Origin of the sequence: Trinickia sp. (assembly GCF_051953955.1) — a bacterium.
GTDB lineage: Bacteria > Pseudomonadota > Gammaproteobacteria > Burkholderiales > Burkholderiaceae > Trinickia.
In genome coordinates, this window is sequence record NZ_JBQCIF010000089.1 from 25,795 (window position 1) to 40,158 (window position 14,364).

The 14,364-nt window shown below is 59.9% G+C and carries 13 protein-coding genes and 2 pseudogenes; 4 read left to right on the forward strand and 11 right to left on the reverse strand.

Annotation, left to right across the window (positions count from 1 at the left end; all coding sequences use genetic code 11):
• Window positions 1-71 precede the first annotated feature (71 nt).
• The 3 genes and pseudogenes from ACTHNZ_RS17560 to ACTHNZ_RS17570 form a co-directional block, all read right to left on the reverse strand.
• Window positions 72-263 carry a hypothetical protein gene (locus ACTHNZ_RS17560; protein ID WP_440543828.1) on the reverse strand — a complete coding sequence of 64 codons (192 nt, stop codon included), beginning with the start codon at window positions 261-263 and terminating at the stop codon, window positions 72-74.
• A 30-nt stretch (window positions 264-293) separates the two neighbouring features.
• Window positions 294-509, reverse strand: a pseudogene (locus ACTHNZ_RS17565) (hypothetical protein); the annotation flags it as partial.
• Window positions 497-1,579 (reverse strand): type IV toxin-antitoxin system AbiEi family antitoxin, encoded by a 1,083-nt coding sequence (locus ACTHNZ_RS17570; protein ID WP_440543884.1) that lies wholly within the window; start codon window positions 1,577-1,579, stop codon window positions 497-499. The gene ACTHNZ_RS17570 and the pseudogene ACTHNZ_RS17565, both read right to left, overlap by 13 nt.
• 296 nt (window positions 1,580-1,875) lie before the next feature.
• Here ACTHNZ_RS17570 and ACTHNZ_RS17575 point away from each other — a divergent pair, with 296 nt between their 5' ends.
• The 3 genes from ACTHNZ_RS17575 (at window position 1,876) to ACTHNZ_RS17585 (ending at window position 4,722) form a co-directional block, all read left to right on the forward strand.
• Window positions 1,876-2,283 (forward strand): Wadjet anti-phage system protein JetD domain-containing protein, encoded by a 408-nt coding sequence (locus ACTHNZ_RS17575; RefSeq protein ID WP_440543829.1) that lies wholly within the window; start codon window positions 1,876-1,878, stop codon window positions 2,281-2,283.
• Window positions 2,284-2,487: 204 nt separating this feature from the next.
• The gene (locus ACTHNZ_RS17580) at window positions 2,488-3,738 is read left to right on the forward strand and encodes an IS256 family transposase (RefSeq protein WP_440543830.1); all 1,251 of its coding nucleotides are present in this window, start codon (window positions 2,488-2,490) and stop codon (window positions 3,736-3,738) included.
• A 108-nt stretch (window positions 3,739-3,846) separates the two neighbouring features.
• Window positions 3,847-4,722, forward strand: coding sequence for a lipid A biosynthesis lauroyl acyltransferase (locus ACTHNZ_RS17585; protein WP_440543831.1), 876 nt, complete (start codon window positions 3,847-3,849; stop codon window positions 4,720-4,722).
• A 202-nt stretch (window positions 4,723-4,924) separates the two neighbouring features.
• Here the strand turns inward: ACTHNZ_RS17585 and ACTHNZ_RS17590 are convergent, their stop codons facing one another.
• The 7 genes and pseudogenes from ACTHNZ_RS17590 to ACTHNZ_RS17620 all read right to left on the reverse strand — a co-directional run bounded on the left by ACTHNZ_RS17590 (window position 4,925) and on the right by ACTHNZ_RS17620 (window position 10,767).
• On the reverse strand, window positions 4,925-5,701 hold the full coding sequence (locus ACTHNZ_RS17590) for a type II toxin-antitoxin system HipA family toxin (protein ID WP_440543832.1): 777 nt from the start codon (window positions 5,699-5,701) through the stop codon (window positions 4,925-4,927).
• A 309-nt stretch (window positions 5,702-6,010) separates the two neighbouring features.
• Window positions 6,011-6,088: pseudogene (locus ACTHNZ_RS17595) on the reverse strand (zinc-binding alcohol dehydrogenase); the annotation flags it as partial.
• The gene (locus ACTHNZ_RS17600) at window positions 6,085-6,984 is read right to left on the reverse strand and encodes a sugar phosphate isomerase/epimerase family protein (RefSeq protein ID WP_440543833.1); all 900 of its coding nucleotides are present in this window, start codon (window positions 6,982-6,984) and stop codon (window positions 6,085-6,087) included. The gene ACTHNZ_RS17600 and the pseudogene ACTHNZ_RS17595, both read right to left, overlap by 4 nt.
• Complete coding sequence (locus tag ACTHNZ_RS17605) at window positions 6,981-8,228, reverse strand: NAD(P)/FAD-dependent oxidoreductase (RefSeq protein WP_440543834.1); 1,248 nt, start codon at window positions 8,226-8,228, stop codon at window positions 6,981-6,983. The genes ACTHNZ_RS17600 and ACTHNZ_RS17605 overlap by 4 nt, the downstream gene beginning before the upstream one ends.
• Before the next feature lie 19 nt (window positions 8,229-8,247).
• Window positions 8,248-9,282, reverse strand: a complete 1,035-nt coding sequence (locus ACTHNZ_RS17610; protein ID WP_440543835.1) for a sugar ABC transporter substrate-binding protein — start codon at window positions 9,280-9,282, stop codon at window positions 8,248-8,250.
• An 82-nt stretch (window positions 9,283-9,364) separates the two neighbouring features.
• Entirely contained in the window at window positions 9,365-9,688 is a 324-nt protein-coding gene (locus ACTHNZ_RS17615) for a non-heme iron oxygenase ferredoxin subunit (RefSeq protein WP_131321869.1), read from the reverse strand.
• Between the two features lie 17 nt (window positions 9,689-9,705).
• Window positions 9,706-10,767 (reverse strand): fatty acid desaturase, encoded by a 1,062-nt coding sequence (locus tag ACTHNZ_RS17620; RefSeq protein WP_440543836.1) that lies wholly within the window; start codon window positions 10,765-10,767, stop codon window positions 9,706-9,708.
• 266 nt (window positions 10,768-11,033) lie between these two features.
• On the opposite strand from ACTHNZ_RS17620, the gene ACTHNZ_RS17625 reads away from it, so the two are divergent.
• Window positions 11,034-12,056: a LacI family DNA-binding transcriptional regulator gene (locus ACTHNZ_RS17625; protein WP_440543838.1), complete on the forward strand. Its 1,023-nt coding sequence runs from the start codon at window positions 11,034-11,036 to the stop codon at window positions 12,054-12,056.
• Window positions 12,057-12,642: 586 nt separating this feature from the next.
• Here the strand turns inward: ACTHNZ_RS17625 and guaA are convergent.
• Entirely contained in the window at window positions 12,643-14,226 is a 1,584-nt protein-coding gene (gene guaA / locus ACTHNZ_RS17630; protein ID WP_440543839.1) for a glutamine-hydrolyzing GMP synthase, read from the reverse strand.
• Between the last annotated feature and the right edge of the window lie 138 nt (window positions 14,227-14,364).

Sequence of the window (14,364 nt, forward strand, 5' to 3'; positions counted from 1 at the left end):
GTTACTCTCGCCACTGATCGGCTTGCGACAACGAAGACTACTACACGAATGCCAGTCTGATTGGCGACGCTCTACAGAATGGCGGCAAGCGTCTCGGCGCCGGAATGCTCGACAACGTGGTCGCCGTGCTGGGTCTGGTCGACATCGATGAGCCTTGGGCGCGCGTCCTCACCGCTCGATGACCCGACACGGCGGAATTCTGTCTCGGCGCCAACCGGCCGGTTGTGGCCGAAACCGGACCGACGACGAAGATCGTGGCGCATCGTTGGACGCCGTGGTCATCGACGGCAGAGGTCAACGCCTAGCCGCCCTTCGAGCGTGCCAACGTGGGGCATGTCTTCGCTGGCCAGCAGCAGCCAGGGGACCGCGCCGCCTATGATGGCGAACTTGCCCTTGAAACTACCAAGGATCTGGCCGATTTCGATCAGCACGGACTTCACGGCCGCGGTCGTGCGGTCGTCGTACTCAGCCGCGGACTGCGGTTCTTTCGGGGGTGTCATTTGCGCCATGAGAGTCGTTTCTGTCGCAGGTGATCCGCAGCTTCGGCGCCACGCTCGCCGGCAATGGAGAGGTCAAGGTAGGTTTGAACCGGGCTCGTACACACAGCGCCTGACGCAGGTTCAACGGTATCGGCGAGCAGTCCCAAGTCCTTTGGCACAGTGACCACCACGTTCTCCCCCTTCGAGCTAGGCGTGAGCTTCAGCGCCGCTTGGAGCTTGTGCAGACCTTCAGCGTCGGCGAAGAAGTAGTGCGAGCCGGTGCGCGCATACGGAGAAAGCCACTGCGCCGCCGAAAACGATGCGAAGGCTGCACACCCGGGGCCGTTGTTCGCACGCAGAGCGCTTCGTGCCGCGTTTTCAAGTGCGCCGCCATGCAGTGGCGTGTAGAAATGCAGCCGCTCACCTAGTGGCGCTGTGTAGCTGTCCCGCCAAGCGTCCAGCAGTGCATCGGGCTCCGAGAGGACCAGGCCATCGTCCGAGACCCGTGCCCATTCCCGATCAATCAAGCCGGTGCGCACATTACTGACATGTCCAAGGCTGACTCCAGAGATTTCCGATAACTCGGTAACCCGCCATGCCCGGCCTGGCTCACGCAGCATGGCGCGCAGCACCTGCGCAGATTTCGGCCTGAACAGCGATTTGAGTTCGCGCTGTTCCGCCACTGGCTTGTCCGCCACTGCGCGCTCGATGAAAACGCCACCGAAGGTGATCCGGGCATTTCCCTCCAAGTCGAGATAGCCCACGCCCTTCTCCTCACACATCTGTCTCACTGCGGGTGAGATGTAGCGGGCGATCAAGACGGGCGTCGCCGCGGGGACTCGGTGCGCAACGTAGTTCCGCAACTCCAGCAGCGCGGATCGGGCGTACCGTGGTTGCCCGTTCGACTCGTACTCGCAGATGAGTAGGTGGGGCCGACCGTCCACTAGCAACCGGGCGATCAAGTCCGGCTCCCAATCGCCGGACATCGCCTCGGCTTCGATACCTTCGACCTGCAGAATCGGAATCTTCTCAAGCACCTCTCGCAGTGCTTCGCTAACCCGGGCGTCGATCTCTTTCACAATATTTGCCCCTTTCAACATACGCTGAAAACAACATATCTTATGAAAGTCCGGCAGGAATTTCAATAGATGAGCGAATTTCAGCAGACGCTGAAAGAGGTCATTTCAATGAAATTTGGGGCTTGAACCCGTATTGGTCGATGACGGAAGCCTTGGGACGTGCGCCACCAAGCGATCATCCGGGCGCGAAGATCAGATGCAAATCCTCATCGGTTTCCTCGCCGCGCAAGATCGCCCGGACGACGTTGCGAGCCTGATCGATCAGGCTGCACGAAAGGCCGGCGCAGCGCGATAACTTCCATACTGACGCAAGCATCATGAGAGCGTTCCCCGACGTTCCGCAGTCGACCGTACTCTTCGGAGCAGGCTACGGGTGGGAAGTTCTGGAACCAGCACGATGGCTCACAGGCTGCGCGCTCCACTACTGGGGCGACATAGACACGCACGGCTTTGCCATTCTCGATCAATTGCGCAGCCGCTTTCCGCATGTGGGGTCGTTCTTGATGGATCGTGCGACGCTGATGGCGCATGAAGCGTTTTGGGGCGACGAAGATGATCAGGTCATACGCGATCTGCCGCGACTCACGACGCAGGAGAGTGAGCTCTTTGACGACCTGCGCGACAACCGGATTCGGCACGGATTGCGGCTCGAACAGGAGCGCATCGGGTTCGGCTGGGTCAGAGCGGCGCTGGAGCAGCGGATGGCGGCGACGACTCACGACTAGACTCTTCGGAGGTAGGTCGCATCCGAGCCGCCTGTTACACTCTCTATATTCGCGAGCCGTCCCAACAACCCGGTGGTCACGCTTCGGGCTGTACGGTCCACGGTTGGTATCTCGAGAGAAAAGATTTTCATGAAGTTGCGGCGAGCACAAAGGGTCTGTCAGTAATTTCGTGTTCAAGGCATATGATGCTCCCCAGGAGAAAATATGCCTCGCAAACCCAAGACCCCACCGGTAGATCTGCCGGCGATTCCTGCCGAGTTGCTTGAGCAGTTCGGCAACGGCCCGATGACGGCCGAATCCATCAATGCCGCGACCATGGCTCTGAAGAAGGCGTTGATTGAGCGCGCGCTCGGCGGCGAGTTGAACCATCATCTGGGCTATTCACCGGGCGCGGCCAAACCGGCCGCAGTCACCAACCAGCGCAACGGCAAAGGCGCCAAGACCGTTTTGACCGAAGACGGCCCGATCCGCATCGAGGTGCCGCGCGACCGCGACGGCAGCTTCGAACCACTATTGATCCCCAAGCACGAAAGACGCTTTACAGGCTTCGACGAGAAGATCGTCGCCATGTACGCCAGGGGCATGACAGTACGCGAGATCCAGGGCTTCTTGCAGGAACAGTACGGCACCGAGGTTTCGCCCGAGTTCATCAGCTCGGTCACCGACGAGGTCATGGCTGAAGTCACGGCCTGGCAGTCACGGCCGCTCGAACCGATGTATCCGGTCGTGTTCTTCGATGCTTTGCGCGTCAAGATCCGCGAAGATGCTGTCGTACGCAACAAGGCCGTCTACCTTGCGCTGGGTGTCCTGCCCGACGGAACACGGGACATTCTGGGCCTGTGGATCGAGAACACCGAGGGCGCTAAGTTCTGGATGAAGGTGTTCAACGATTTGAAGACCCGCGGCGTGAACGACATTCTGATCGCCGTGACCGACGGCCTGAAGGGCATGCCAGAGGCACTGGCCGTCGTGTTTCCGGCAACCACGCTGCAGACCTGCATCGTTCACCTGATTCGAAATAGCCTTGATTACGCGAGCTGGAAGGATCGTAAGGGGCTGGCTGCGGCGATTCGCCCGATCTACACGGCGGCGAGCGCGGAAGCCGCTCAGGCCGAACTCGACGCGTTTGCCCAAGGGCCTTGGGGGCAACGATTCCCGACGGTCAGCGCCGCGTGGCGCAACGCCTGGGATCGCGTCATTCCCTTCTTCGCGTTCCCGCCAGCGGTGCGTAAGGTCATTTACACAACCAATGCCATTGAAAATATCAACGCGCAGCTACGCAAGATCATCAAGACGCGAGGCCACTTCCCGACCGATGACGCCGCCACGAAACTCATCTGGCTTGCCCTGCGCAACATCACGGCCGGGTGGAGTCGTTCCGCTCACGATTGGAAGCAGGCCATGAACCAATTCGCTATCCTTTACGCGGATCGATTCGTTCGGCCATCCGTGTAAATCTCAACCCCGCCTTGAACACGGAAATTCTGACACCTCCAGCACAAAGGTCACCTGCCCGGCGTTTGACTTCGCTTTCCAAACTTAACCATCCATAGGGCGCAATCTTTGAAACGCCTCAGCCATGCGCTCATCGTGGCATTGCTACGAACACTTTCCGTACTTCCTTACAAATTCGTCGCAAGGCTCGGGATGATTATCGGCACCGCGTTGTATGCGCTTCCGAGCCGCCGCAAGCATATCGTCCTGGTGAACTTGCGTCTTTGCTTCCCCGAGAAGACCAGCAGCGAACATCAGAAGCTCGCAAGAGAGCACTTCCGCCACGTTGTTCGCAGTTATCTCGAGCGCGGCATCCAGTGGTTTGGCAGTGCGCAGGCGATCCGGGATATCGTCCAGATCGAAAGCAAAATCGATCTCGACGACGACGCGGCCCCGCCTACCATCTTCATGGGTTTTCACTTCGTGGGCATCGAGGTCGGCTGCATGCTCTACTCGACGCACCTGCCCGTTGCCTCACTGTACACACGTATGTCAAGCACGGCCCTATGCGCGCTGGCCAAGCGGCAACGCGGGCGATTCGGGGCAGAAATGATCGAGCGCGCGACCAGCGCCAAAAAGATCGTCGCATTGTTGCGTTCCGGCAAACCCGTCATGCTCGCGGCGGATATGGACCAGGGCGTCGACAACTCTGTTTTTGTCCCTTTCTTCGGCGTTCCCGCCTGCACGCTAACGGCCGTTTCGCGTCTCGCAAGACTGGGGCGCGCGCGGGTTGTTCCGTTCGTGACTGAGGTGCTCCCGAACTATCAAGGGTACAAGTTGACGATTTTCGAGCCGCTCGCGGACTTCCCATCGGGGAGCGATGTGGTCGACGCACGCCGCATGAATGCGTTTCTTGAGGAGCAGGTCGTTAAGTTTCCCGAGCAATATTACTGGGTGCACCGACGCTTCAAGCACCGACCACCTGGTATGGCATCGGTCTATTGAACGGTTCTACAGGTCATGGAGCCTGCAAGCAGCGTTTGCCGGCGTCGATGCATATTTGGCAACGTCCGCGTTGCTCCGCCTTTTCCGGCTCGCCAATGGAGCGGCGGTCTTGCGGTTGACCGGACGCCCAAACGTATCGAAGGAAGATGCCGGGCGACGCCTCCCGGGGGTCAGGCCCGTCCGAACGCCGTCCTCGATACCGTCACAACTTTAATGCGGCGCAAAGGTCATCGTGCTCGAATGCACTTGCCATCCGTGCGATCTCCGCGCGCCTGCAACTGACTTCCTCGGCAACCGATTGCCACGTCCGGGTCACTTCCGACACCTCCCGGATCGTCGCTCGAGCCTGTCTCAGCGACAATCCAAAGAACTCCGCGGCATTTTCGAGGAGGCCAACCGAACACGTTCCCTCGTCGAGATCAATGTTTGTTGTCAGGATGCGCGCCTTCACATCGGTCGGCGTGGGATTGAGGTCATAGGCTGGTGACAATTGCCAGCCATCGTGTCCCGCCCACAGAAAACCGTGGTTACGCAGATGATCATCGACATTGGACACAAGCACATTGAACGTCACGCGGCGATACAACTGTGCAGCATCGGCCCGCGCCTTCGCCCCGTGTTGCGTCAGTGCGTCAACCAATTCGGGATAACTGCCGCGTTGGCCGTCTCGCGATCCCGTCATCGACATGGCCGAGAGAAAGGGAATGCGAATATTCCCCGCGCGATCGAAGCGACGCGATAGCAGCACGGCCTTGCCCGCTATGTCGAGGAGTTCGTGATGCGGAGTGGAGATACCAGCGCGCTCAGCCAATCGCAGCGCGATTTCCTCCCAGGTCTCGATGCTGTAGTCGTCGGTCTCCTTCGGAAACTTGGCAATCGACAAGTGGCCGTATTGATCGATGACAGATGCTTTTGGACGTGCGCCACCGAGCGACGACCCTGGCGCGAAGATCAGCTGCAAATCCTCATCGGTTTCCATATTCGAACGTGACAGTAATGCTCCGCTCTCCCGAGCGGCGAATGTGTCTTTTCGACCCGTTTCAGCCCCTTAAAAGCTATGATCAATGGGCTGCAACCGGTTGTATTTGGGTCAGTCGAGGTACTACGCGAAGAAAAACGATATGAGCACTGGGCTCATATCGCCCACTCAACACTTCATGGGATAAATCGCTAGCAGGTGGAGCCACCAGCGAACTGACACCTGGCTGTTCAAGCAAAGCGAGACGGTCAGCGCATCGCCTCAGTACAACACCACCGAGCGGATCGACTCGCCCTTCTTCATCAGGTCGCGCGGTCCTTCGAGATCGACTTCCTCGATCGTCAGCGGCGCGCCGGCCTTCCATGCAATTGCTGCTTGTGTCTTCATACTGCATTCCTCTGCTGAAGCGTTTGTCGTTCGTGATTTGCGTGGCCCGTTGGTCGAACGTCGCGTTGAACCTCTGCCCACACCTTGCGGATCATGTCCTGCAGCAGCAGCGATTCCGCCCAGCGGTCGGTCGTGTCGTTACCGTCGCGGTTGATGATCGCGTATGGTTTGGGGCCGAGTTCACACGTGAAGGCCAGGGTGTCGTCCGCGCCCGCCCGTCGGCACCAGGACGCGAAGCCATAGCCCCACCAGCCGAGAAACAGATCGACCCACATCCGGTGCGGCTCGAACGATAGCTCTATCTGCACCTGCTCGCGGCTCGCGACGCGCCCGTGAAAGGCCCACGACTGATCCAGGATACGGTGCATCAACGCATGATTCTCGTCGGACACGGGCCACGAGAATTCGCGTCCAACGAGGTAATGCGAGATATCCCCAAGCAGCTTTAGATCGGGCCGCGCGTCGAGCAGGTCAAGCGTGAAATAGAGATCCGTGGTCATGCGATCGCGGTGCGTCTCGATGTAGACCGGGAAATCGACCTGTTCGGCCAGTCTCTGCCAGCCGTCGAGCAGCGTTACGCATTCTGCGACGGTGCGAGGACGTACGTCGGGCTGCAGGTCGATGTGATGCACGCCGGATTCGACGGCATTTTCGAGCACGGGCTGTAAATCGTCTATCGTGCGTGGAAAGCACTGACCTTCCGCGTGCAGTCCGCATGTGGCACGCAACCGGGCCAGCCGCCGAACGTCCGCACGCTTCGTATAGTGCGCGCTTACGCCGTCAAAGCCGGCGTCGGCAATCATCCGCACGTTCTCTTCGAGTGTGCGTTCGTTGCCATCGGTGTGGCGACGCTCCATGGCCCACAGCGACTGAAACACGAGCAGTCGTCGCTTCATTGCGCCTCCGCGGCGAGCAACGACCTGAGCTTCGTCCCGCGATCGGCAAGCAGATGAGGCTCCACGCATGCGCGCCGCGCAATCAGCTCTTGTGCGAAGCGCACATCCCGCGCAATTTCGCCAGTCTGTCCGACTCCGCTCGCGCCGACAAGCACGCCGTCGCCGCTCAATGCGAAGAACACGCGCGACGCCGCACCCGTCTCGCGTGCCACCGTCGTCGTTCCAAGCGCAGGCATGCCGGCGATCTGGATCGTCATGTCGTATTGATCGGACCAGAACCATGGCACTGACGAACAGGCCTCGCCGTGGCCGAGCATATTGCGCGCGACGACACGCGCCTGGTCTTCAGCGTTTTTCCAGCATTCGAGCCGAATCCGGCGGCCAAACAGCGGGTGGGGAAACGAACAAACATCCCCGGCCGCGAAAATACGTGGGTCGTTCGTGCATAACGTCGCGTCGACTGCGACGCCATTTTCGACGTCAAGATTCGCGGCCTGTGCAAGTTCAGTACACGGCGTCACGCCAATGCCAGCGATCACGGCGTCGCACGCCAGGGTTGTGCCGTCGACAAGCTGCACACCACTTACGCACGCCGTTCCGACAAAGCGTTCCACACGTACACCGAAGCGGACGTCTACACCTCGTTGTCTATGCTGCGCAACGAGGCATTGCGCCACGACTTCAGGCACCGCACGCATTAACGCCCGCGGCCCCCCTTCGAGCACGACGACCTCGCAACCGAGTGCTACCGCTGTCGCTGCAATTTCAAGGCCGATGAAACCCGCCCCAATCACCGCGATGCGGCGACCCGGGCGCAGTTCGGCGCTGATCGCATGCGCATCGTACACGCTACGCAGCATATGTACGCCGGCGAGCGTCGCCCCCGGCAGATCCAGCCGGCGTGGCCGGGAACCCGTCGCAATCAGCAAGCGGTGATAGCCGAGGGTGTCGCCGCTGGCAAGCACCACCCTGTGCCCCACGCGATCGATCGCAGCCACAGGCGCATCGGTACGCAGATCGATGCGCTGTTCCCGAAAGAACGCCTCGTCGTAGATCGCGCACTGGGCGGTCGTCTTTTGCCCCAGCAGCACCGACTTCGATAACGGCGGCCGTTCATAGGGCAACAAACCTTCGTCGCCGAAAAGCGTGATGGCGCCGTCCCAGCCGTTCTCGCGTAACGCCTGCGACGCACGCGCTCCGCACTGGCCCGCGCCGACGATCACCATCGGCTCCGTTGTGCTCATCAGCGGCTCCCGGTTGCGCTTAGCGGTAGCGGCCAGCCAGCGCCGAGACCTGCTCGATGTTCTGCGGCGTAATGAAGCCCGGTCCTGAGCTGATGTTGCGCGCCTCGTAGACTGGCTTCAGCCCATAGGCCTGAAGACGCTTGATGAAGTTCGGGTCCTTCTCGAGCTCCGCGCGAGCCGCGACGACATCCGTGTTGTGGTTCTTGTGCATGATTGCGAGCATGGCAATCGGAATGTACCCCTGCAGATACGGCTGCTGGTCGGTACAGAACTTGATGGTGCCGTCCTTGATTGCTTGCGCGACGTCAGGATCGATGTCGAAGGTGGCAAACCAGATCTTCCCGGCAAGCCCCAGCTTGGTCACGGCGCGAATGGTCGGGTCCGCAGAAGTCGGTCCTAACGTCAACACGGCTTGCGTATCCGGGTGCGCCCGCAAATATGCGCTTACCTTCGCTTCGATGCCGGTTGGGTCCGTGCCGACGTCGAGCGACGACGCCTTCGAGTCGGCACCAATGGCTTCGCCAAACCCACGGCAACGCTCGAATGAGAGCGGATTGGTGGCATAGTGATTCACACAGAGAAACGTTTTGATGCCGGCGGCTTTCGCACGCAGGCCAGCTTCCTTGCCAGCCAGGTACTCCGGCTGGCCCACGTGCATGAGTGCACCGAGGTCAGCGCTCTGCTGCTCCGTACCGGTATTGGCGGTAATGAAAGGGATATTTTTATCCTTCAGTTTCGAGACGGCTCCTTTCAGCAGATCGTAGTCGGCAATCGTGAGTACCACGCCGTCATAATTGCGTGCTGCCGCCTGATTGACCAGTTGCACCATGTCCGCGATGTCACCGTTTGGCGGATTGCGATAGTCGGTCCGTACGTTGAAATCCTGGTCGGCCTGCGTGATGCCGTTCTTGACGGTATTCCACCACGCGTCGGAATCCGGCGCGTGCGTGATGAAATCGAAATGGGCAACCGGGTCCGCGCAGGCGCTCGTGCAGAGTCCCAGACTCAACACAACGGCGCTCAGGCCGAGCATCTTTCCAATAGCATGTTTCATGGCTGTCTCCTTGGTTATGGTCTATGTGCCGATGTGGCGACATCGGCCATTCATGCGTTGCCTCAACCGCGCGTCGCCACAGTCAATCCGCTGGCAACCCGATGAAAACCTTGTTGTCCTCGACCTTCACGGGATGAATGGCGAGATTGATGCAGACGGGCGCCCCTTTCGCCGCGCCTGTCGGAATGTGGAAGCGTCCCATGTGCATCGGACATTCGATAATGTCGCCAAACACGAGCCCCTCCGTGAGGCGCGCTGTTTCATGGGTGCAAAGGCCTGCCGACGCGTAAAAGCCGGTCGGCGTGTGATAGATCGCATACAGCCTGCCGTCGTGACTAAACTCGATGACGTCCTCTTCTTCGATGTCATCGCACGCGCAGACGTGATGCCATTGCAGGATGTTCATTGGCGTATCTCCGCGGCTCAGCGAGCCTCAACCGCGCCAGGCGGCGTACCGACGGTTTGGCCTGCAGCCGCGGCGGGCAGCTTGCCGGGCACGAGGGGGGTCACCATAAAGTCAGGATCGCGCCGCTGCATTCTGAACACGTGGAGGATTTCTCTCCACGCGCTAAAGAGGCCGTCGTAGGCAGGCGGCAGATCCTCCCGGATTGCCTCACGCAGCTTCGGCAACGCATGGAACGGCACGTTAGGAAACATGTGATGCTCGACGTGATAGTTCATATTCCAGTAAAGGAATTGAAGCATCCGGTTGAGCTTGATCGTTCGTGTCGAAACGCGATGATCGAGTTCGTTTTCGCGCAACCCCGTATGCTGGGTAATCGCCAGCAATTCATGCAGCCATGCGCCGTAGGCACGCGGCAACAGAAGAAACACCACGGGCAACCAGCTATGGGCGGCGATGGACGACCCGACCACGCCAATGTAGAGCAGCAGAATCACGCGTGAATTGCGGCACATTGCACGATATTCGGTGACCGGCACGACGGCTTTCGCGCTCTTCGACACGATGCTGAAAGTGTGCAAAACGATATTGCCTAGGTGATGAATGCCGTGCGAAACACGCAGAAAATCGGTAACGAGTTTCAGGTAGTTCGGCGGCCGTTTGACCGCGAGTTCAACGTCGGATGGGACGGTTGCTGTCAGGTGCGTGTACGTATGATGTTGCGCATGCGACCAGCGGCTATAGATCTGTTCGCGCCACGTCATGAAGCAGATCAGCCAGTGCACCGACTCGTTCAGCCATTCGCTTTTGAAGGGCGTGCGATGACGTAACTCGTGCTCCATCGCCTCCGCGAAGGCATAGAGCGTTCCGTAAAGAAAGAACGCCGGTACGCACCAGGGAGTATCGAGCGACAGCCACGCGAACGCCCCGCTTGCCGCCACCAACGCAATGAAACCGCCAAAATGCAGCAACGCGGCGGTGTCGTTACGCCGCGTGACCTCTTTGAGCACCTTCCTGTCGAGCCGGCATTTATACCAGTCGTCCATGGTGATCGTTTGCCTGCCGTCTTGCTGGTTGGACATGAATCGGACCCTGTGCCTGATGTTAACCGTCGTGATGATCTGCGTGATGCATTGATCATCCTTGAGCGCATTTAAGGCTCTTTTTGAGCCAATGTCAAACGCATAGATGCATCATTTTGAGGCAAAAAAGGATATTCCCTGAGACGAAAGCGAGTTTTTGCCGGATTTGGCGATGCGCCTTCGGATAAGCCTCAAAAGACTCATTTTTGAGGCAAAATGATGCCTGCGCGGCAATGCCGCGCTGCGACGACCAGGACCGGGCGACGATGGGCAAGCCGACACTGAAACAACTGATGGAAATGACGCAGCTCAGCCGGGCGACAATCGATCGTGCGTTGAACAACCGACCCGGGGTGCATCCGCGCACGCGCAGTGCTATCGATGCAGCGATAAGGCAATTGGCTTCGGAGACGCCGGTGCGCCCGGCATCTCCCGTGGGACAGCGCAGCTACGTGTTCAGGTTGCTGTCGCAGGCAGGCGACGCGTTTACGGAGGAGTTGACGCGCAGCGCGGCCGGACTCGAAGCGGAATTCGCGGCGTCGGGCGTGCGCCTGGAGGTCGAGGGTTGCGTGGGCGTGCCTGACGATGAAGTCGCCGCGAGGGTACACAAGGCTGCCGATGAGGCAGACGGTATCGCGATCATCTGCACGAATACGGCTGCAACGACCGCAGCACTGCGCAAATGCATGGCTGCCGGCAAACCGGTCGTGACACTGATCACCGACGTCGATGCCGACGCCCGTCACACCTATGTCGGCGTCAATAACCGTGCGGCGGGTCAGTCTGCTGCGTTCCTCATTGGACGGCATCTGCAGGCGCACACCGCACCCGACGTCGCAGTGGTCGTCGCCACGTTTTCCTATACGTGCCACGAGGACCGCGAGATTGGCTTCCGTTCGTTGCTAAGACAACGGTTCCCGAACGTGAGCCTCGTGGAGGTGATCAAAGGCGCAGATTCCGGCGCTGCGACCTATGAGGCGACGATGCGCTTTCTACAGGGACACGGCAAGCTCGACGCCATCTACAACGTGGCGGGCGGCAACGAAGGATTGGCTGCGGCGCTGCGCGAACACGATCTTGTGGGCCGGACGGTCTATATCACGCACGAAGTAAACCGGATAACAGAGCCGCTATTGCGTTCCGATACCATCGACTATTTGCTCACACAGGATCTTCGGCTCCTGCTTCGCACTGCGGTCGAACATTTGAGAACAGCCCGCGCTGGGGGCGACGTTCCCGCTCAGGCAATCATTCCAATCGAGACCTATTCCCGCTACTCGTTGTACTAGCAAATGTGTGCCGTGCGCAGCAAGCTTGCGCCGTGCGTTTCAGTCTTGCGCGTCGCACCTTGGGAAACGCGTTGATCGGCTTTCATCGATCGTCTCTTGCCAATCTGCGAGCAGACCCTCAGACAAGTTCGTCCAGCGGCCGTTGATGGCCGGTTCCGGTCCCATGCCAAAAGACGTCAAACACGAGGCGCGGCACCATACGATCGTCCGAGAAAAGCCCCATCAAAGCAATTCTGACTCGCCGGTTGGCATCTTGATCGGACCAGGGCGACGTTGCGTTCGGTTTCCGGCGGTCGTCCGTCATGCGTCGGGCGTCTACGACTATCACACCTCGTGAGGATACCGTCAGGTATACCGTCAACACCGCTGACGGTATCGAGCCAGCGTAGGCGCACGCTGCCCGCGTATGACCGTCAAAAATACCGTCAAATCGCAGTGGCTAGGGCTTTCCGCAGGCGCAAACGCTCGCTAGGAAAGCCCTTATTCGTCAATAACCTACTGACCAGCGACCGCAAATTTATAATTGGTTTCGCAAAATCTAACGGTCATCGCAATTCATTGATCAAAAAGGAAATTCGAGAAACCCCTACTCCCACTCGATCGTCGCCGGCGGCTTCCCGGAGATGTCGTAAACAACCCGATTGATCCCGCGTACTTCGTTGATGATCCGATTCGACACCTGCCCGAGCAGTTCATGCGGCAGATGCGCCCAATGCGCGGTCATGAAGTCGAGCGTCTGCACGGCCCGCAGCGCGACGACATACTCGTACGTACGCCCATCGCCCATCACACCCACGCTCTTCACCGGCAGGAACACCGCGAACGCTTGGCTCGTGAGGTCGTACCACGACTTGCCGGTTTCCTTGTCGATCGTATTGCGCAGCGTCTCGATGAAAATCGCATCCGCACGGCGCAGCAGATCGGCAAAATCACGACGCACTTCGCCGAGAATCCGCACGCCGAGGCCCGGCCCCGGGAACGGATGCCGATAGACCATCCCAGGCGGCAACCCGAGCTTCACGCCCAGTTCGCGCACTTCATCCTTGAACAGCTCGCGCAACGGCTCGAGCAGCTTCAGATTCAACGTCTCGGGCAACCCGCCCACGTTGTGGTGGCTTTTGATGGTGTGCGTCGCCTTCTTGCCCTTGCCGGCCGATTCGATGACGTCCGGATAGATCGTGCCCTGCGCCAGCCACTTGGCGTCCGTCAGTTTGCCGGCCTCGGCCTGGAACACTTCCACGAACTCCGCGCCGATGATCTTGCGCTTTTGCTCAGGGTCCGTCACGCCGGCGAGCTTCGAGAGGAACGCCTCGCTCGCGTCGACGTGAATCACGCGCACGCCGAGATGATCGGCGAACGTCGCCATCACTTGCTCGGCCTCGTTCAATCGCAGCAAGCCGTGATCGACGAAGACACACGTCAATTGATCGCCGATCGCACGATGCAGGAGCGCCGCGGCCACGGACGAATCCACCCCGCCCGACAAGCCCAGAATGACATGCTCGCCGCCCACTTGCGCGCGAATTTTTTCGACGGCCTCGTCGATGTAATGCCCCATCTCCCAATCAGCCTGCGCGCCGCAAATGCCGAGCACGAAGCGCTCGAGCATGGCACGCCCCTTGACCGTGTGCGTTACCTCCGGGTGCCACTGCAGCCCATAAAAGCGCCGCGCTTCGTCGGCCATCGCGGCGATCGGGCACGATTCGGTCGATGCCATCAACGCAAAGCCTTCCGGCATCTGCGTGACTTTGTCGCCGTGGCTCATCCACACCTTCAGCATGCCGTGGCCTTCAGGCGTGCGGAAATCCTCGATCCCCTCGAGCAGGCTCGTATGGTTGCGCGCACGCACCTCGGCATAGCCGAACTCGCGCACGTGCCCGAGCTCCACCTTGCCGCCGAGTTGTTCGGCCATCGTCTGCATGCCGTAGCAAATGCCCAGCACCGGCACGCCGAGCTCGAACACCGCCTGCGGCGCACGCGGCGCATCCGCTTCCGTGACCGAGCTCGGCCCGCCGGAAAGGATGATGCCCTTCGGGGCGAATTCGCGGATGAACGCGTCGTCGACGTCATACGGATGAATCTCCGAATAGACGTGCGCTTCGCGAATACGGCGCGCAATCAACTGAGTGACTTGCGAACCCATGTCGAGGATCAGGATCTTGTCATGCATGGCTGGCACGGATCGATAGTGAACGAATGCGAACGCAGCGCTCGTCGCGCTGCGAATGAATGGCCAAGCATCGAGCGCCGCGCAACGGCCGCGCACGAGCAGGAGTTAACGTTGTGTCGAAAGCGCGGGAGCGAGCGC